Here is an 18,208-nt window from a genome sequence, read left to right on the forward strand (position 1 = left end):
CACAGTGTTGCAGCAGGACGTGCCCTACCCAGGAGTGGACTCGTCTGGTGATGATCGTCCTAGTCGACCGGGAACTGCACCTTCGATTGCTTGTGCAGCATCTGGAAGAGGCAGACCGGATTCGCTACCGCCCTACCGGCGCCTGATCGGCGAGATCACGTTCGCTTCGCGTCGTCATGATTGCGGACGAACTTCATGAGTCGGGGAATTACTTGATCAGGTATGTGTCCCAGGATTCCGTGGCCGGTTCCGGCATAAATCTCCACCTCGGCTTCAGGTGCAAGATCAGCTAACCTCGCGGCCACCTGCTCAGGGTTGGAGACCACCGTCTCAGCGCCGGAGATTACGAGCACGGGAACCGAGATCGACTGCACTTCTGCATCTTCGAGTATTCGCGCCCACCCGATACCAGGCCGGTAGTTCAGCGCTTCCTTGGCGAGGGCGAACTCGAGGTCGCCGAGAACGTACCCGGGGGACAGCCAATCGTTAAGCTTGCGAATACTTTTGTCGGTGCGGCGCATCCCGGCGCGGACCATCTTCAGCAGCACACGCCACGAGGGCTTGTCGAAGACTCCACCCGGTTCGATGAGCGTCACACTCGCCAGTCGTTCAGGGGTGTGCAGTGCTACGAGAACGGCATGCCACGCGCCCTGTGAGTAGCCGACCAGGTGGACGCGATCGACCTCGAGTTCGTTCAATACCTCGCTGATCCAGGTGGCGAAGTCGGACTCCCCGGTCAATGGAGAAGTCTGGACACTGCGGCCTGGTGTGCCGATCGTGTCCAGTGCGTACACGACTCGGTCTCGGCACAGGTCCTCGATGACGATGTGCCATTGCAGACAGTTGGCCCCGAGAGAGTGCACCAGGACGATAGGCGTCTCCGTGCCGGTCCCCGACCTACGGACATGGGTGGTTCCGAACGATGTCGGCACTTCGAGTTGTGTCGACGGAACCGGCCAGGTGTCTTCCAGTTCTCGGTAGATGCGGTCGTACGCCTGCTTCGATGCCTCGTTTTTGAATCGTCCGGTCTTCGGCATGAGTGCCCCTCTCACTGCGTTTCGATTTGATGGTATGAACGTATCATTAATGCGGTACGTGCGTATCATTAACGAGTCAGTTCCATCCATATCGAAAGGGAAAGGACAGCCTCATGCCGCGACTGGTCGACCATGAAGTGAGGCAACGGGAGATCACCGATGCGGTGCGGCGAGTGATTGTCGACGGTGGGCTCGCGGCGGTGACGTTTCAGTCAGTTGCTGCCGAGGCTGGGATTTCGGTGCGTCTCGTGCAGTACTACTTCGGTACGAAGCGGGAGTTCCTCCTCGCGACGCATAAAGCCGTTCGTCAGGATGCGGGTGCTCGCCTCATGCAGGAGTTGTCTGTTCTGGGTGCGGAAGCGACACCCCGCGAGGTTATTTCAGCGTTCCTTGTCGGCATGCTCCCGCTCGATCAGCAACGTCGAGAGGAAGCAATTGTTCTCGGCGCCTTTCACGCTGCCGCACTGACCGGACAGGGAATCGCCGCTGAGGAGACTCTAACTGCCCCACGTGAGTTGGCAGCGCTCATTTCCGGCCAGCTTCAACGGGTGACCAATCAGGACGCAGTCGTGCCGTCAATGGACCCCGACCTCGACGCCGAACTCATTCTGGCGGCTGTCGCGGGGCTCGCCCAAGGGATGCTTCCTGGTTACGGCACAGCAGAATTGGCGGTCCAGTTGGTTGAGCGTCTCCTCGATCGCATTCTCGGGCCGACGAAACCTCAGGCCACGAATCAACGCGAGGTCGGTCGCCGTTAGGATTCCGGGATGTCTCCTGTGAACCCAGCGCTCGCCGGGCGGGTGTTTCCCTCGTCTTCGTACCTTGTCGGACGCGAGAAGATTCGCGAGTTCGCTCTGGCCGTGCATTCGAGCAATCCCTTGCACCATGATGTCGGTGTCGCCAGGGATGCCGGGTTCGTCGATGTCATCGCGCCGACAACATTCACAACCGTTGTCCAGCAACGAGCGATCATGGCACTTCTGCGCACGCCGGATACCGGGCTCGATCCGACTCGTGTGGTGCATACTTCCGAGAAGATCGAGCATAAGCGTCCGATAGTCGCCGGCGATGACCTGTCTACGACACTGACGATTACAGGGGTGACAGTGCGAGCAGGCAGTGCGATCCTGTCGACAGTTTCCGAGATCCACGACGCGACCGACGCTTTGGTCGCGACGGTCACCTCGACCCTACTGGCCCGAGGAGAAGAGGCATGACCACACCCGCCGTGCCGGTTTTCGAAAACCTCGTCCTCGGTGACATAGTCGCGAAGGTCGATCTGGTCCTCACTCGTGATGACCTAGTTCGCTACGCCGGTGCCTCCGGCGACTTGAACCCGATCCACTTCAACGACGCAACCGCCACGTCGGCCGGGCTGCCGGGAGTTCTGGCGCACGGAATGCTCACTGCCGGAATTGCTTTGCAGGCAATCGTCGACTGGGTTGGTGACCCGAGCGGTGTGATCTCGTATGAAACTCGCTTTACTCGGCCCGTCGTAGTCGATGCCGTCGATGGTGCTGATCTCTCCATCACTGCGAAGATCGCGCGGATCGACACCACGGTGCGGACAACGCGGATCGATGTCACAGTCACGCATAGGGGCCAGACGGTTCTGGGAAAGACCCAAGCGCACCTTCAGTTCCCGGGGATCTGACAGGATCTGTAGCGCCAGCCTCAGGCTCAGAGCTGGTCTAATTGGTCGGGTTATCCACTATCGATACGAGCGACAGCGGGAGGGCTTGTGGGAGTCTGGGGTCCGGGAAACTTTGACAGTGACACCGTCGCGGATGGGTTGGGGGCCCTGACCGGTCGAATCGTGGACGACATCACTGCCGAGTTCGAAGACGATTCGAGTCTGGAGCCGGATGAATGGGGCGGGGAGATGGTGCCGGCGTGGCTCGAGATCCTCACCAATATTGCCCATACGAAACGAGTCGGTGTGACCTTTCCATCGACACAAGTGCTGATCGACTGGCGCGATCGATATCTGCGCGTGTGGGATGGCTACATCGACGAACTCGATCCGGACGAGGATCACAAGGTCGCTCGACGTGCAGTGCTCGTCCATACCTTCGAACAGGCGGTGGCCCTCGCCGCCGAGCGGGAACAGGCCTAGTCCTCCGTTAACCGCCGAAGTCCTCGCTTCAAAATTGAGTGGATCCAGGTTGCGGCTCGCAGATATGGTCCACTGGTGACGCATCCGAATGGTCGAAACGACAGTCCGATCCTGGTGATTGGTGCCGGTGTCGTCGGTGCGTCGATTGCGTATCGCCTGGCGCGCGTTGGTCTCCGAGTCACCGTGCTCGAGCGGGGCTCGGTGGCAGGCGGGGTGACCGGCAACTCTTTTGCCTGGGTCGGCCTCTCGAAGAGTGCCGCAGAAACCTACTCCGATCCGTTCCGGCAAGGCGCTGCAGTCGAATTCGACCGCCTGGAGCGCGAACTCGTCGAGCCAATCGGTTTGCGCCGCAGAGGCGCGATCACCTGGGAAGAGACGGATGCGGAGACCCGAGCGTTCGCAGATGCTCATCGAGCACTCGGTCATCCCGTCGAGCTCATCGGTGAAGATGAGGTCCTTGCTCGTGAGCCGGGATTGCGCACAGCACCCGCCGTAGCGACATATGCGCCTGACGACGGTGGAATCGACCCGGTTGCGTTAGCCGGTTCTCTTTTGCGAGGTGCCGAAGAGTACGGCGCCACAGTGCGTTCCAGGATTTCGGTGCTCTCTCTGCTCACGGAAGGTCGGAGGGTTCGCGGTGTATTGACCACTGACGGCCCCGTTTACGGATCGACCACAATCCTCGCCACGGGTACTGCAATCCCCGGACTCGCGGCGTCGGCGGGAGTCGACGTCGAGGTCGACGCCTCCCCGTGTTGCCTCATCAGATTCTCGACGCCGCAACCATTGGTGAACGGAATCCTCTCCACTCCGGACTTCGAGATCAGACAATTGAACGACACGACACTGGTTGCGGCTGAAGATGTTCCGGTCGGGTTCTCAGGAGATGCTCGTGAGCTTGCCGAGCCGACGCTGCAGGCTATCCGCAGTCAGCTCGTGGGCGGTGACCACGTGGAACTGATCGAGGCGGTAATCGCTGACCGTCCCATTCCGCGTGGTGGCCGCCCGCTACTGGGCTTCGCCGAAGGCGTGCCTGGGCTCTATCTGGCCGCGGCGCATCCTGCGATCATTCTGGCCGGAGCAATTGGGGCCCACGTGGCCGGGGACTTCGCCCGAGCGTCAAGCCGGGACTGCTAGACGACGATGCACGGAGCTTGGTTCGACGAGGTCGGGCCAGATATTGCGGTTCCTAGTTCTCTCTAGGACACGCGCTAGAGAGCGAGATATTCGTCTACTCGGCTTGTACCGTCGGTGGGCATGGACCCCGTGCGCAATCCGTATGCCCCCGGTGCCGGTCAGCGACCGCCGGAACTCGCCGGGCGCGACAAGCAGATCGATGCCTTCGACGTCGTGCTCGAGCGAATTGCGCGTGGCCGCCCGGAACGAAGTGTTGTCCTCACCGGATTGCGTGGCGTCGGTAAGACCGTCCTGCTCAATCAGTTGCGTTCGGCAGCGATCTCCCGAAGCTGGGGGACGGGGAAGATCGAAGCGCGGCCCGACCAGGATTTACGACGCCCACTCTCGTCAGCGCTCCACATGGCGGTCCGCGAGATCGCGGTCTCCCATCGCGATCCGGAGCGGGTCGAACAGTTCCTCGGAGTCCTCAAATCGTTTGCCCTACGCGCCACCGCGGACAAAGGAATGCGCGAGCGCTGGCAACCAGGCATCGACGCACCTTCGATCAAAGGTCGCGCGGACAGCGGCGACATCGAGATAGACCTGGTCGAGTTGCTGCTCGACGCGTCGTCGTTGGCCCGGGATGTCGGCGTCGGGATCGCCATCTTCATCGACGAGATGCAGGACCTCGGTGCCGCGGACGTCTCGGCGATCTGCGGGGCCTGCCACGAGTTGAGTCAGGACGCGGCACCGCTGATCGTCGTCGGGGCGGGACTTCCGCATCTACCCGCTGTGCTGTCGGCGTCGAAAAGCTACTCGGAGCGCCTGTTCAGCTACCACCGGATCGACCGCCTCGAGCGTGAAGCTGCAGATCAGGCTCTGATTGCACCTGCCGAGCGTGAGGAGGTCGAGTTCACCGAATCCGCGCTCGACGCTCTGTACGAAGCGGCCGACGGGTACCCGTACTTCGTTCAGGCCTACGGGAAAGCCACGTGGGATGTGGCGGCGTCGAGCCCGATCACGGCAGAGGACGTGCGCGTCGGCGCGCCGACGGCGGAGGAAGAACTCGCTGTTGGATTCTTCGGATCACGGTACGAGAGAGCAACGCCGGCGGAGCGTGAGTACATGCGCGCCATGGCCGACCTCGCCGGTGACGACGGACCTGTCGCGACCGCAAAGATCGCCGTCGAGCTCGGTCGAAAGCCGGCTTCCCTGTCGCCGGCACGGGACGGGCTGATCAAGAAGGGCCTCATCTACTCGGCCGAACGTGGGTCCATCGGATTCACAGTCCCGCACTTCGGCCGATACCTGCGCGGACAAGCGGAGTGAACGCCCTCGAAACCGCGTGGGATCGGGTGGCGGCTGTCAGCCCCAATCCGCCGGCGTGGGTAGTTCAGCTGGCCGCGTTGATTGCCGTGATCATCGTTCTCGAGCCGCACCTGTGGAGGATCGCACGCAACGTCGTCACCATCGCACACGAGGGTGCTCATCTGATTGTCGCTGTCCTGGTCGGTCGACGGTTGAAAGGTCTTCGCCTGCATTCGGATACGTCGGGTGTCGCGATTTCGTCCGGCAAGCCGACCGGCTTCGGCGTCATTCTCATGACGTTCGCGGGGTACGTGGGACCGTCGATTCTCGGCCTCGGTGCGGCCGGTCTGTTGGGGGCACAGCGTGCGGTCTCGGTGCTGTGGATCGGTGTGTTCGTGATCGCGGTCATGATGGTCCTGATCCGAAACCTCTACGGAATCTTCTCACTTGCGGTCGTGGGAGCCGTGTTGTTCGGGCTCGTCTGGTGGGGGACCCAGGAGCAGCAAGTCGCCGCAGCGTACTTCCTGACGCTCTTCCTGCTTTTTGCAGGACCGCGCCCCGTCGTGGAACTTCAACGGCAGCGAATGCGACGAGGTGGGGCACCGGACTCGGACGCAGACCAATTGGCCAGGCTCTCACCGATACCCGCGATCGTCTGGGTCGGTTTGTTTATGCTCGTGAACGTCGCGGTGCTCGTGCTCGGCGGATGGTGGATCCTGCGTCCGGTGGGTGGCTGATCGCTTTGATCCGTTGTTCCGTCAGGACAACGGATCAATGATTCTTGATGCTCCGCGGACGTAGTCATCGCGGTAAGGCGCTCATATCGTGGAAGTCGACGAGTGGTCGTGTCGGAACTTCCCGTAGCCACATCCGCAGCGACGAAGAACGTCGACGATGACAAGGATTCGTTTTGGACGACAAGAACTTCCGCGGAAGAACCGCGATCATGTCCGGGGGAAGCCGCGGTATCGGACTTGCCATCGCCCGTGCGATAGCGCGCCGCGGCGGAAACATCGTGTTGCTCGCCAAGACCGATACGCCGGATCCCCGGCTGGCCGGGACAATCCACACCACTGTCGACGAGTTGAACGAGCTCGAGGGTCATGCCGTTCCTGTAGTCGGTGACGTGAGGAACGACGACGATATCGCGCGGGCCGTGGCGGCAGCGGTAGAGCACTTCGGTGGCATCGACATCGTGGTCAACAACGCGAGCGTCCTCGACATCTCGAAAAGCGAAGACCTCACGATGAAGCGATTCGATCTGATGCAGCAGGTCAACGTCCGTGGCACTTTCGCGCTCACCCGAGCGTGCCTTCCGTACCTTCGGGTTTCGGCTAACGCGCACGTATTGACGCTGTCGCCACCGCTCAACTTTTCGCCGCACTGGTTGGGTGCTCATCCGGGCTACATGCTGGCCAAGTACGGAATGACATTGGCGGCCTTGGGTATCGCCGCGGAGTATTCAGGTACACCGATTTCGAGCAATTGCTTGTGGCCGGAGACCATGATCGCCACTGCCGCTGTCGGAAATCTGCTCGGGGAGACGACAGTATCGATCACTCGCGTTCGCCCGAGATCATGGCCGATGCGGCGATGGAGATTCTCGGGCGTCCTGCCGGCACGGATACCGGTCGCACAGTGCTCGACGTCGAGATCTTGCGCGAGGCGGGGATGTCGGATTTCTCGCAGTACGGCGGTCAGTCCCCGTTGACGATCGACATCTTCGTCGATACTCCAACCCTCTGATCTCGAACCATCTACAGGTATCTAGCTAAATTGCTAGATACCTGTAGATCTTCCTCACGCCACTTCGTGCTCGCCGCCGGGGGCAACTTTCTGAAGTCCGCGATATGCGTCGCTGGCACTTTGTCGGCCACCGATGACGGCCTCGACCTCCGCGGCAATCGGCATGTCGACGCCGTACTCGCGGGCCAGATCCATGACGGTGGGGGCAGTCTTGACGCCCTCGGCGACCTGGCCGAGCTTGGCGACTGCCTCCTCGACGGTCAGGCCCTGTGCCAGAGCCTCACCGACGCGACGGTTACGAGAAGTCGGAGCCATGCAGGTGGCAATCAGATCGCCGACGCCCGTCAGGCCGGCAAAGGTGCGCGGGTTGGCGCCCATCGCCTCGCCGAGTCGGGTCATTTCGGCGAGGCCGCGAGCGAGCACCATCGCGCGGGTGTTGTCACCGACTCCCAAACCGTCGGCCATACCCGAGGCGATGGCAACGATGTTCTTGAGGATGCCGCCGAGTTCGCAGCCGAGCACGTCGGTGTTGCGGTAAACCCGGAAGACGGACGACGCGAACAGCGGTTGCAGCGCGGCGGCGACGCGGTCGTCCTGGGTCGCCACGACCGATGCCGCCGCCATGCCGTCGACGATCTCCTTGGCGATGTTGGGGCCGGCGAGCAGTCCGACGGGATGGCCGGGCAGGCACTCGGCGATCACTTCGGTTGGACGCTGCCGGGTGCCGGGCTCGAGGCCCTTGGACAGTGACAACACCGGGACCCACGCCCGAACCTCGTTGGCGATCTCGGCGAGCGTGGAGCGAACGGCGTGCGACGGCACCCCGCACACGAGTACGTCCGCTTCGCGGGCGGCTTCGACCAGATCCGAGGTTGCCTTGAGGCCCTTGGGAAGTTTGCGCTCACCAAGGTATTTGGAGTTGGTTCGTTGCGAATTGATCTCGTCGGCCGCTTCGGAATTGCGTGCCCACAACAGGGTTGGGGTGTTGCGGGCAGCGAGGCCGGCCACCGTGGTTCCCCACGATCCGGCACCGAGGACGACGACGCGTACCGGGCGGGCCATCAGAGTGCGCTGTTCTGGGTAGCGAGTGCTGTCATGGCGCCAAGCGTTCCACTTGCGGAGCAGTTGCGGGCCAATTCCGCCGAGTCTGTGGCTCGACTTACAGATGAGGCGGCGGTTCGGGGCTTTCGCGCATTGTTTCGACCGCTTCTGCGGATTCCGCGACGATCGAGCGCATGGCGACTTCCGCGGCTTCGGCGTCCCCGGCCTGAATGGCAGATGCGACCACTCCGTGCAGGTGGATCGCTTCGGGGTCGGCCTCGTGGGGCATCAACGAGTGGCGGGTGCGGCCTTCGAGTATCTCGACGACGATCTGCGACATCGCCCGCAGCATCGGGTTGCCGGAAGCGGCGAGCAGTGTGCGGTGAAAGTCGGAATCATGGCCGAGATATGCGTCGGTATCGGCAGCGCGCGAGGTAGCTGACATGCCTATTACGGCTGCAGTGAGTGCGCCGCACTGCTCGGGTGTGGCGCGAGTTGCGGCCAGTCGCGCAGCCAGAGGTTCGATGCCGGAACGGAGTTCGCTGAGGATCGAAAGCTGCTCGAACCGATCAGGACCGGCCAGTTGCCAGCGGATGACGTTGGGGTCGAGCGAGTTCCAGTGCTCGGAGCCGAGGATGGTGATTCCGACGCGTCGACGAACCGAGGCGAGTCCGAGGGATTCGAGAACGCGGACAACTTCACGGATGACGGTTCGCGACACGTCGTAGCGCGTTGCCACCTCGTCGGCGGAGATCGTGGTTCCCGGGGTGAGCACGCCACCGACTATGTCTTGGCCGAGCTGTTCCAGCATCGAGTCGTGTAACTGCTGAAACGGGACAGAAGGCATACGTAGATCGTCCCATGCGTATGGAGTAAGCCCGGTGGAAGCCGGATAAATACTACAAATTAGTGTCTGCTCTTGAAATTGTAGGTTAATTAAGGAACAGTGACCTCAATCACTCATCGGACTGGGAGTCCCTATGAACACCACAGCATTGCTGGCGGCCGAGGTCGTCCCCGCTGGTAGCGACGCACGATTGATCATCGCTGCAGTCGCCGGCGTCGCGGTCATCATCGCGCTGATCACCTGGCTGGACCTGCACCCCTTCCTCGCGCTGTCCATCGGCGCGGTGGGCGTCGGTCTGGCGGCCGGCCTCGGATCGGCCGAGTCGGTCGCGGCGTTCGCCACCGGCTTCGGGTCGACCATGGGAAGCGTCGGAATCCTGATCGGTTTCGGCGCGATGTTCGGCAAACTCCTCGCCGATTCCGGCGGTGCCGACCGAGTGGTCGACACGCTGGTGGGCCGTTCCAGTACCAAGGCGCTTCCGTGGACCATGGCTCTGGTCGGCGCCGTGATCGGTCTGCCGATGTTCTTCGAGATCGGTCTCGTCCTGTTGATGCCGGTCATCATCCTGGTCGCGCGGCGTTCCGGCTTGTCCCTGATGCGCATTGCGATCCCCACCCTCGCCGGCCTCTCGGCCATGCACGGGTTGGTTCCGCCGCACCCCGGACCGCTGGTTGCAGTCTCGGCCTTGAACGCAAACCTCGGCCTCACCCTCGCGCTCGGTGTTCTCGTCGCGATCCCCACGGTTGTTCTCGCTGGACCGGTTTTCAGTAAGTACGCAGCACGGTGGGTCGACGTGAAGGTCCCGGATCTTTTTGTCACAGGCGAAGATCGAGGCGAGGAAGAGAAGAAGCAGCGTCCCTCGTTCGCGGCTACTCTCGCAGCGATCCTCCTCCCGGTTGTTCTCATGTTGGGCAAGGCATTTGCCGACGTGATCGCTCCCGATTCCGAGGCCCTCCCCAAGTCTGTCCTCGACTTCCTCGGAACACCCGTCGTCGCTCTGGGCCTCGCGGTTCTGGTCGGAATGGTGCTTCTGGGTCGCGGCGGCGGTATGGACCGCAAGGCCATCTCGAAGTCACTCGAAAGCTCCCTGCCTCCCATCGCAGGCATTCTGCTGATCGTCGGCGCCGGTGGCGGTTTCAAGCAGGTCCTCATCGATACCGGTATCGCCGGAGTGATCGCCGACGCGATCAAAGGCAGCAGCCTTCCCGTGTTGTTCCTGGCCTGGCTGGTTGCGGTATTGATCCGCGTCGCAACAGGTTCGGCAACGGTGGCAACGGTGACGGCGTCGGGCATCCTCGCTCCGGTCGCGGCCGACTTGTCGTCCGCACACGTCTCACTGATGGTCTTGGCGATCGGCGCAGGATCGCTTTTCCTTTCGCACGTCAACGACGCCGGATTCTGGTTGGTGAAGGAGTATCTGGGCGTCAGCGTGGTACAGAACCTCAAGACCTGGACCGTGATGGAATGCATCATCTCGGTATCGGGCCTGGCCGGAGTGCTCGTGTTGAGCGCATTCATCTAGGTAGGCGAGCACATGAACAGCGAAGCGGCACAGCAGAAGCAGTATCCCGTGCTCGTCCTGATGGGTGTCTCGGGTTCGGGAAAGTCTACGGTCGGCGGCATGCTCGCCGGAGCGATGGGCTGGGACCTTCAAGAGGGCGACGATCTCCACCCGCAGGCGAACATCGACAAGATGGCGACCGGGCACCCGTTGAACGACGACGATCGCTGGCCCTGGCTCGACAAGATCGCCGTCTGGATCAAGAGTCACACCGACGCCGGTCAGCCGGGAATCGTCACGTGTTCGGCACTCAAGCGGAGTTACCGCGACGTCCTTCGCGGTGAGCACGTCGTGTTCGTGCACCTCGCAGGTTCGCGGGATCAGATCGGTCAGCGGTTGACCGCTCGCCTCGATCACTACATGCCCGCCTCGCTCCTCGACTCCCAGATCTCGACGCTCGAGGCCGTCGACCCGGATGAGCAGGCCATCGTCGTCGACGTGGGTGGAAGTCCCGCGAAGATCGCGGAGGAGATCCTGCGTCGGGTGGAGACCTTCGAGTACTGACCGGGCCAGGCGTGTAGGCACCCGCGGTTCGGGTTACGGTGCTTGGGTGACTGCTGCTGAAGAAGGCCACGACGTCGATCAACTGCGTGTCGATGCCCAAGCGCGTCTGGAAGTCGCGGTGGGTGAGGGGCGTTTGACCCTCGAGGAGTACTCGGACAAAGCGGCAGTGGTGTGGTCGCCCACCGCGGATCGAGGGCAACTCGAGCGGATCGTGCCGTTCAGTGCGGCACCACCCGCCGTGGTGTCGTCGCCGCAAGCAACGATCGTCGGTGTCTTCGGTGACACGAAGCGCTCCGGCCGTTGGTCTTTGGCGAAAAAGACACTCGCTCTGCTGTTGTTCGGGGACGTCAAGTTCGATCTGCGATCGGCAACCATCACCGCGTCCTCCTCGACGATCACCATCGTTTCGATCTTCGGGGACACGAGGTTGCGGGTTCCGGAGGGTGTTTCAGTCGAGTTGGGTGGCTTCGACCTTTTCGGAGATCGGGAATTCGACGGGGGTCGACAGGATCCCGGCCCAGGTGCACCGGTTATTCGTGTCGTCTCGTATTCGTTGTTCGGTGATCTCACAGTGCGCACCGGCTAGCTCGGGCGCCGTGACCGACTTCGACTTCCACAGCGTCTGGACGCTCCCGGCCTCTGCCGACCGTGTCTACGAGGTTCTCGCGGACGCCGAGAGGTATTCGCAGTGGTGGCCTCAGATACGTCGAGTCCGGACGACCGACGAGCACTCGGGCTCCATGGCCATCCGCAGCGCCGTCCCTCTGACGTTGCTGGTTTTCGGGCGACGCGAGGTCGAAGACCCCATTGCGCGCTACCTGAAAGTGCAACTCACCGGCGCAATGACCGGCTGGAGTAGTTGGGCGGTGCGCCCCGCAGGATCTGGTTGTATCGCCGACTTTCGGCAGCAAGTAGCGGTGTCCGGAGCACTCGGCCTGGCCTCGAAGATCGCGAAGCCGCTGTTCGAGTGGAATCATGAAGCGATGATGCGTGGAGGGCACCGCGGACTGTGCGCATATCTCTCCCGGCCGTGATCGCGACCAGAACTTGCACACGCTCGAGCAATTGAGGACTACCCGTCGTGTCATTTTGACGCAGCGTCAGTTATCGTTCACAACAGCAGCCGACAAGTATGTGTAACTCAAATGCACAAAACGGCTTGACCTGGGAGGACGCTATGCGGACGCGAGATTCGACGGTATGGCATTGGAACGTGAGTCCGCGAGCGCGGGTTATCTTTTGCCTGACCAGGACGTTCGTGAAGCCGATGTTCACGCTCTGGCCGACCACCGAACGCGGTATCCGCCAACTCGAGCGACTCGACGCGATGGCGGACAAGCTGCCGAAGCCGAAGAACCTCGACATCGAGCCCTTCACGCTCGGCGGTGTGCCCAGCGAGAAGGTGAAGCATCCGCGCAAAGCGCAGGGCGAGTTGGCCGGCGCCACGATCCTGTACTTCCACGGCGGCGGTTTCGTCTTCTGCGGTCTGGCAACGCACCGGGCACTGTGCGGCCTGCTGTCGGCGAAGGCCGGCGTACCGGTGATCTCCGTGCGCTACCGCCAGCTGCCGGAAGGTTCCATCGGCACCTCCGTCAAGGACGCAATGGCCGCGTACACCGCGTTGCTCGAGACAGCGGAAGACCCGAACAAGATTGTGGTTGCCGGTGATTCGGCGGGTGGATACCTGGCCATGAAAGTCGCCGAAATTGCCGCACTGCGCGGAATCACGCGCCCCGCAGCCGTTATTGGCTACTCGCCACTTCTCAACGTGAACCTCGAGGATCACGATCCCGATTTCATGAAACGCGATGCCTACCTGCCGATGTCACAGGTGGAAAAGCTCAAGGACCGGTGGCTCGAAGGTCCGGACGAAATAGTCGGTGCAGAGTCTCCGATCAACGCCGATGCCAGTCTGATTCCGCCGTCGTTCCTGGTGTCCGCCGAATACGAATTGATGCGTCCGGACGTCGAGATCATGACCGAGAACCTGATCAAGGCGGGACAAGCCGTCGAAACGCACATCTGGAGTGGGCAGATCCATGCTTTCCCGGTGATCGGCAAAGCTCTTCGGGAGGGCAAGGCGATCGTCGATCTCACAGTCAAGTTCCTCGAGCGAACGATGGCCTCGCAGAACCAGATCAGCGCCTGACGCTTTCTCAGCCGATCGACGTGAGGGTCGCGTAGTCGTCGTTGTCGAGAATGCCGTCGACGACTGCGCGAACTTCCGAGGCATGCAACGTGATCGAACCGCCGTGGTTGTCGAGGAACGCTGTGTCCGCGGCGTCTCGGCCGGTCGAGATGCGCACAAGATTGCTCCGCGGCGCCAATTGCGTTGCATCGACCACGCGCCACACGTTGTCGATGTTGGCTTCGACGACAGCGTGAAAATCCATCGGATCGCAACCCGGCGCGTAGACGGCCACCAGTCGAGCGGGAATCCCCACGGCGCGCAGCAGTGAGATGGTCAGGTGCGAGTAGTCGCGGCACACTCCGGCGCCGGCGAGCAAGGTGTCGACCGCACTGTCGGTACCGCGACTGGTGCCGGGAACATAACTCAAATGTGTACTCACCCAGCGAGTGACTTCGAGAAGGAGTTCGGCCGGGGGAGTGGTGAGATCGAATTGCCCGGCGACAAAACCGAAGAACTTGTCCGCCTCGGCATACCGACTGGGGCGCAGATACTTCGACACGTCGTAGTCGCTGACCGACGCCGGTTCGGCGCGGCCGATCACGGTCGCGTCGTAGCTGACGATCAGTTTGCCTGGGGCACAGTCGAGTAGGTGGATGCGGGTACCGTGTTCGGCGGTGATCTCGCGGGGTTCGAGTGGATTGCCGTCATGGACGAACGACATCGTTTCCAGCAGTTCGACACCCGGCGCGCGCGTCACCGCGATCTTGAACTCCAGGTTGGTCGCCTCGTCGATCTCGATGTCGAGCAGGGCGGCGACGGTACGTTTCATCGGATCATCTTTACACCGAATACGGACACCCACCACCTGGGAGGATTGCGGCGTGCGATCAGGCTTCGGGATAGTCGACGTCGACGCCGCTGCTGAGGTCGCTGCACTCCACCAATTCGACCCCGTGTTCTCGTAGGTAGGTATTGGCGCCCCCGTCCCCGGTGAGAGACTCTGCAAGCATCGGCCAATGGTCACGTCCGATCAGGACGGGATGGCCGGGCCTACCGTGAAAAACGGCTCTTCGCAGCATGTTTCGCGCAGGGGCGCTCACACCCACGATCCGCGTCACGGTGTCGGCATCGAGATCCGGAACGTCGACCAGGGAGATCGCTGCCGCGTCTGCGTCGTCGATTCTCATGGCGGCCTCGAGTCCGCACCGCAGCGAGGCGCTCATTCCGTGCTGCCAATCCGATATCACTACAACGACATCGGTGGTGGGCAGTAGTTCGAGGGCGTCCTCTGCCTGAGCGCCGAGGACCACGATGACCGGTGAGAGGCCTGCGGACTGCAGTGTCGTCACCCCGTGGCGAAGCCAAGGCTGACCGTCCGCGTTTGTGACGAGCGCTTTGGGTTTGCCCATGCGGGATCCGGCCCCGGCAGCCAGCAGGATCCCGCACGTCGACACGACTATGCTCCGGTGACCCGCGGACGCAGCCACTCGATCAGATCGTTCAGAACTTCTTCCTGCTCAGGCTCGTTGAAGATCTCGTGGTACAGACCGTCATACACCTTCAAGGTGACGTCCGAAGAGCCGGCCAGATCTGCGACGAGCTTACTGCCGGCGGGGTCCGTCAAACGGTCGTCCGAACCGTGTTGAAGCAGTACGGGAATGGTGAGCGAAGGCAGGCGCGCCGGGAAGCCTTCCGCGGCGGTGATCATGCCGCGCGCGATTCCGGCGGGAACCTTGCCGTGGTGCACCAGCGGATCGGCGTTGTACTTGTCGACAACCTTCTGATCACGCGATACCGCAGCCGCTTCCAGATTCTCGACGGGTACGTCGGGGAGATATTTGCCGACGATCTTGCCCAACTGCATCACGATTTTCGGAGTTCCGGTTGCAATGATCACAGCAGGTCCGGAAAGTGCGAGCGCCTTCAGATCGGCCTGATGATCGAGGGCGTAGGAAAGCGCGATCGCGCCGCCCATGCTGTGTCCGAGCAGGAACTTGTCCTTGCCGGGGTGTGCTGCTGTCACGATCGAGAACAAGGTGTGGACGTCGTCGGTGAAGTCGGAGAATTCCTTCAGGTGAACGCGCTTGCCGCCGGACCGACCGTGCCCGCGGTGGTCGGGTGCGTACACGATGAGACCGAGTTCGCCGAGTCGCGCGGCTACGTGGTCGTAGCGCCTCGCATGTTCGCCGAGGCCGTGGCAGAGGACAAGAACCCCGGTGGGTTCGCGGTCCGGAGTCCAGACGTCGTAGACGATCTTGGTGCCGGCTACCCCGGTGAACGACGACTCTTCGTGCTGCATTGTTGCGCCCTCTCTGCGACCGGTTCCGGTACGCGGATTCTCACATGCTATTCGCCCCTTGCGCAGGGCGCGGGTGTTCAGGGGTGAGGTCGTCGAGGAAAACTTCGACACTTGTTTGTTACGTCTGGTTACATTAACTTGGGGGCGTGACCGGACAAACTGTTGATCGTTCCCACACTGCCTCCGCCACCCGCTCGCGTCGGTTGTGGCGACCGGCGGTACGGGCCTTGCTGGACGGTGCGCTTCCGCTGATCGACAAGCGGATGGCCGAGTCGGTACGCCCGTTCGATCGACCGGCGATGATGCGCCCGCATCTTGCTTCGCGGAAATTTGCCTGGACGCACTACGGGATCTTCGTTCCCGAGTTGCCAGGGCCGTTTCGCTATCTCAACACCATGACGTTGATCGGTGCCACCGGGACGGTGGTCTTCGACAACGACTATCTCGCTGCACCCGACGCGCGAAATACCGCAACCGTGCTGAGTTCCACCGCTGCGCCTGGCCACCACTTCTATCGGGCGTACGACGCCGACGACGAGTGCGCTTTCGAAGAAGGCGGTTCGCGAATTTCCTTCGGTGACAACCTGATCATCGAGAACAACTACCCGAATTTCCGTGTCACCGGGCGCTACGACTCTTTCGATGTCGATCTGGAGGTAGTGGCAACAGATCAAGCGTCGTGGTTCGTGCGCAATCCGGTCTACGACCACGTCAGTCTTCTGGCGCAGTGTTCGGGGACGATCTCGAGTCCGGATGGACCGGTGAGCATTTCGGCTCCGTGCACCGTTGAATACGCGCGGTGCATGACGCCACAATCTTTGACTCGCCGCGCCCTTCCCGAGTCGTGGAAGCTCCCGGCCGACTTCTTCACCTATCAGATCGTTCAACTCGACGACCGGCATCAACTGTTGCTCACCGATGTTCGAGCGTCAGGGGTGACGGCGTGCAAGCTCGCCTACGTTCGAACTGTGGACGGTAGCGCAAGGGTTTTCGACGACGTCGTGTTCGACGTGCTCGAGTACGCCGACGCATTGCATGTCGACCCGCAGGGTCGCGAGATGCGTGTGCCGCGCGTACTGCGTTGGCAGGTACGCGATCACGGCAGGACGGTCGTGGAGTTCGAGGCCGAGATCGACTCGGAGTGGCGCTACGGTCACGGCAAGGGATACGTCGGCGCGTACACCTACCGGGGAAGCTTCGACGGTGCGTCGATCAACGGCACCGGTTACATCGAATGGGTGGACTGCGAAGTGTAAGGCCCCTAGTGTGTATCGGTGCCTTTCGTAGACCCCACCGCGCTGACGATTCGTCCGCAGAAGATCCTTGTCGCGGGGACCTCGGGCGCCGGAAAGACGACTCTCGCCGGTCGAATCGGGCGGCTTCTGGAGATCGAACACACTGAGCTGGACTCTCTCTTCCACGGGCCCGACTGGATTCCGCTCGAGAGTTTCGAAACCGAAGTACGACGCTTTTCCAGTGAGCCGGCCTGGGTGACCGAGTGGCAGTACGGTGCGGTGCGTCGACTTCTGGCCGAGCGTGCGGACCTGATGCTGTGGTTGGATCTGCCTCGGCGGCAGGTGATGCGCCAGGTGATCACACGAACCGTACGTCGGCGTCTGCAGCGAGAGGTGTTGTGGAACCGCAACATGGAGCCGCCCCTGCACACCATTCTCTTCGATCCGGAACACGTGGTTCGGTGGGCCTGGCGAACCGACGGACACAACGCGGAGCGAATGGCCACTGTTCTTGTCGATGTGCCGTCGTTACCGATAGTTCGGCTGCGCAGTCGAGAAGAGATCGAGGCTGTGCTCGAAGTCCTCGGCCGCCTGCCCTCAGATCGTCTGAGCTAGGCGAAATCCCAGATCGTCGATAGCAAACGTCGGGTGGCTTCGCCTCCTTACGGTAGCGCCGCAACCGCGCTCACTTTCGGCCCAACTGCCGCCGCGAAAGATTCGGTACGTGCCGTAAACCTCGGGGTCGTAGAGATCCCAGCACCATTCCCAGACATTGCCGATCATGTCGTACAGGCCCCAGTTGTTGGGTGCCTTCGTTCCGACGGGATGCGCCCTACCCTCTGAATTGTCGCTGTACCAGGCAATCTCGTCGATCTCGCCGTAGCGGTAGCCGGAGGTGCCGGCCTTGCACGCGTACTGCCACTCCGCCTCGGTGGCGAGTCGGTAGCCGGTTGCAGTCCGGTCCCACTGCGGAGAATCGGTGTCGACGTCTCGATATGCGGGCGTCAGACCGTCCTCGACGGACAGTGTGTTGCAGGTTGCGATGACGTCTTGCCAGGAAAGATCGACTGCGGGCTTGCTCGAATCGGCCGACGAATCTCCGTGAAGCAGTGCCAGGGTCGTGAGATGGCGCGCGAGGCGGAAGGATTCGACTCTCGAGGTCCACGCAGTACCCTTGCGGTCGTCCCGAAGATGCACCTCCCCGGCAGGGATCTCGATCATCAACTCCGCTGCTCCGGTCATACGTCCATCATCGCAGAACGGTAGT

At 62.1% G+C, this 18,208-nt stretch carries 21 protein-coding genes and 1 pseudogene; 15 read left to right on the plus strand and 7 right to left on the minus strand.

What is annotated here, in order from left to right:
* Positions 1 to 155 precede the first annotated feature (155 nt).
* Positions 156 to 1,037 (minus strand): alpha/beta fold hydrolase, encoded by an 882-nt coding sequence (locus tag ACFQ6Y_RS02495; RefSeq protein ID WP_378628543.1) that lies wholly within the window; start codon positions 1,035 to 1,037, stop codon positions 156 to 158.
* A gap of 113 nt (positions 1,038 to 1,150) precedes the next feature.
* Between ACFQ6Y_RS02495 and ACFQ6Y_RS02500 the strand changes: the two genes are divergently transcribed.
* The 8 genes and pseudogenes from ACFQ6Y_RS02500 (at position 1,151) to ACFQ6Y_RS02535 (ending at position 7,323) form a co-directional block, all read left to right on the plus strand.
* Positions 1,151 to 1,795, plus strand: coding sequence for a TetR/AcrR family transcriptional regulator (locus tag ACFQ6Y_RS02500; protein ID WP_378628546.1), 645 nt, complete (start codon positions 1,151 to 1,153; stop codon positions 1,793 to 1,795).
* Between the two features lie 9 nt (positions 1,796 to 1,804).
* Positions 1,805 to 2,254: a MaoC family dehydratase N-terminal domain-containing protein gene (locus ACFQ6Y_RS02505; protein WP_378628548.1), complete on the plus strand. Its 450-nt coding sequence runs from the start codon at positions 1,805 to 1,807 to the stop codon at positions 2,252 to 2,254.
* Entirely contained in the window at positions 2,251 to 2,691 is a 441-nt protein-coding gene (locus ACFQ6Y_RS02510) for a MaoC/PaaZ C-terminal domain-containing protein (protein WP_378628551.1), read from the plus strand. Before ACFQ6Y_RS02505 ends, ACFQ6Y_RS02510 begins: the two co-directional genes overlap by 4 nt.
* Positions 2,692 to 2,853: 162 nt before the next feature.
* On the plus strand, positions 2,854 to 3,153 hold the full coding sequence (locus tag ACFQ6Y_RS02515; RefSeq protein WP_378531173.1) for a DUF4259 domain-containing protein: 300 nt from the start codon (positions 2,854 to 2,856) through the stop codon (positions 3,151 to 3,153).
* Between the two features lie 75 nt (positions 3,154 to 3,228).
* On the plus strand, positions 3,229 to 4,290 hold the full coding sequence (locus tag ACFQ6Y_RS02520; RefSeq protein WP_378628555.1) for an NAD(P)/FAD-dependent oxidoreductase: 1,062 nt from the start codon (positions 3,229 to 3,231) through the stop codon (positions 4,288 to 4,290).
* Positions 4,291 to 4,410: 120 nt separating this feature from the next.
* Positions 4,411 to 5,598 carry an AAA family ATPase gene (locus ACFQ6Y_RS02525; protein WP_378628558.1) on the plus strand — a complete coding sequence of 396 codons (1,188 nt, stop codon included), beginning with the start codon at positions 4,411 to 4,413 and terminating at the stop codon, positions 5,596 to 5,598.
* Entirely contained in the window at positions 5,595 to 6,314 is a 720-nt protein-coding gene (locus ACFQ6Y_RS02530; protein ID WP_378447295.1) for a M50 family metallopeptidase, read from the plus strand. Before ACFQ6Y_RS02525 ends, ACFQ6Y_RS02530 begins: the two co-directional genes overlap by 4 nt.
* A gap of 209 nt (positions 6,315 to 6,523) precedes the next feature.
* Positions 6,524 to 7,323 (plus strand): annotated as a pseudogene (locus ACFQ6Y_RS02535) (SDR family oxidoreductase).
* A gap of 54 nt (positions 7,324 to 7,377) precedes the next feature.
* On the opposite strand, the gene ACFQ6Y_RS02540 reads toward ACFQ6Y_RS02535, so the two are convergent.
* Both ACFQ6Y_RS02540 and ACFQ6Y_RS02545 read right to left on the minus strand, forming a co-directional pair.
* A complete protein-coding gene (locus tag ACFQ6Y_RS02540) occupies positions 7,378 to 8,385 on the minus strand; it encodes an NAD(P)H-dependent glycerol-3-phosphate dehydrogenase (protein ID WP_003940093.1) in 1,008 nt (335 codons plus the stop codon).
* Positions 8,386 to 8,482: 97 nt separating this feature from the next.
* Positions 8,483 to 9,211 carry a FadR/GntR family transcriptional regulator gene (locus ACFQ6Y_RS02545; protein WP_378531177.1) on the minus strand — a complete coding sequence of 243 codons (729 nt, stop codon included), beginning with the start codon at positions 9,209 to 9,211 and terminating at the stop codon, positions 8,483 to 8,485.
* A 133-nt stretch (positions 9,212 to 9,344) separates the two neighbouring features.
* Between ACFQ6Y_RS02545 and ACFQ6Y_RS02550 the strand changes: the two genes are divergently transcribed.
* The 5 genes from ACFQ6Y_RS02550 to ACFQ6Y_RS02570 all read left to right on the plus strand — a co-directional run bounded on the left by ACFQ6Y_RS02550 (position 9,345) and on the right by ACFQ6Y_RS02570 (position 13,425).
* Positions 9,345 to 10,733 (plus strand): GntP family permease, encoded by a 1,389-nt coding sequence (locus tag ACFQ6Y_RS02550; RefSeq protein ID WP_003939838.1) that lies wholly within the window; start codon positions 9,345 to 9,347, stop codon positions 10,731 to 10,733.
* 12 nt (positions 10,734 to 10,745) lie between these two features.
* Positions 10,746 to 11,276, plus strand: a complete 531-nt coding sequence (locus ACFQ6Y_RS02555) for a gluconokinase (protein WP_020909302.1) — start codon at positions 10,746 to 10,748, stop codon at positions 11,274 to 11,276.
* A 46-nt stretch (positions 11,277 to 11,322) separates the two neighbouring features.
* Entirely contained in the window at positions 11,323 to 11,862 is a 540-nt protein-coding gene (locus ACFQ6Y_RS02560; protein WP_378531179.1) for a LiaF domain-containing protein, read from the plus strand.
* Positions 11,863 to 11,872: 10 nt separating this feature from the next.
* A complete protein-coding gene (locus ACFQ6Y_RS02565) occupies positions 11,873 to 12,310 on the plus strand; it encodes an SRPBCC family protein (protein WP_378628562.1) in 438 nt (145 codons plus the stop codon).
* A 143-nt stretch (positions 12,311 to 12,453) separates the two neighbouring features.
* Positions 12,454 to 13,425 (plus strand): alpha/beta hydrolase, encoded by a 972-nt coding sequence (locus tag ACFQ6Y_RS02570; protein WP_378628566.1) that lies wholly within the window; start codon positions 12,454 to 12,456, stop codon positions 13,423 to 13,425.
* A 7-nt stretch (positions 13,426 to 13,432) separates the two neighbouring features.
* Here the strand turns inward: ACFQ6Y_RS02570 and ACFQ6Y_RS02575 are convergent, their stop codons facing one another.
* From ACFQ6Y_RS02575 to ACFQ6Y_RS02585, 3 genes are read right to left on the minus strand one after another with little or no spacing between them, the layout of a single operon-like run.
* Positions 13,433 to 14,236 carry a transglutaminase family protein gene (locus tag ACFQ6Y_RS02575; protein WP_378628570.1) on the minus strand — a complete coding sequence of 268 codons (804 nt, stop codon included), beginning with the start codon at positions 14,234 to 14,236 and terminating at the stop codon, positions 13,433 to 13,435.
* A gap of 58 nt (positions 14,237 to 14,294) precedes the next feature.
* A complete protein-coding gene (locus ACFQ6Y_RS02580) occupies positions 14,295 to 14,861 on the minus strand; it encodes an NTP transferase domain-containing protein (RefSeq protein WP_378628573.1) in 567 nt (188 codons plus the stop codon).
* 2 nt (positions 14,862 to 14,863) lie between these two features.
* Entirely contained in the window at positions 14,864 to 15,706 is an 843-nt protein-coding gene (locus ACFQ6Y_RS02585; RefSeq protein ID WP_019745522.1) for an alpha/beta hydrolase, read from the minus strand.
* A 146-nt stretch (positions 15,707 to 15,852) separates the two neighbouring features.
* On the opposite strand from ACFQ6Y_RS02585, the gene ACFQ6Y_RS02590 reads away from it, so the two are divergent.
* Together ACFQ6Y_RS02590 and ACFQ6Y_RS02595 are read left to right on the plus strand one after the other, a co-directional pair.
* Positions 15,853 to 16,962 carry a DUF6670 family protein gene (locus ACFQ6Y_RS02590; RefSeq protein ID WP_378531189.1) on the plus strand — a complete coding sequence of 370 codons (1,110 nt, stop codon included), beginning with the start codon at positions 15,853 to 15,855 and terminating at the stop codon, positions 16,960 to 16,962.
* Between the two features lie 18 nt (positions 16,963 to 16,980).
* The gene (locus ACFQ6Y_RS02595; RefSeq protein WP_378628577.1) at positions 16,981 to 17,556 is read left to right on the plus strand and encodes an AAA family ATPase; all 576 of its coding nucleotides are present in this window, start codon (positions 16,981 to 16,983) and stop codon (positions 17,554 to 17,556) included.
* On the opposite strand, the gene ACFQ6Y_RS02600 is transcribed toward ACFQ6Y_RS02595, so the two are convergent.
* Positions 17,539 to 18,183, minus strand: a complete 645-nt coding sequence (locus tag ACFQ6Y_RS02600) for a formylglycine-generating enzyme family protein (protein WP_378542266.1) — start codon at positions 18,181 to 18,183, stop codon at positions 17,539 to 17,541. The genes ACFQ6Y_RS02595 and ACFQ6Y_RS02600 overlap by 18 nt on opposite strands.
* Between the last annotated feature and the right edge of the window lie 25 nt (positions 18,184 to 18,208).

Source organism: Rhodococcus sp. NPDC056516 (genome assembly GCF_042794655.1).
GTDB lineage: Bacteria > Actinomycetota > Actinomycetes > Mycobacteriales > Mycobacteriaceae > Rhodococcus_F.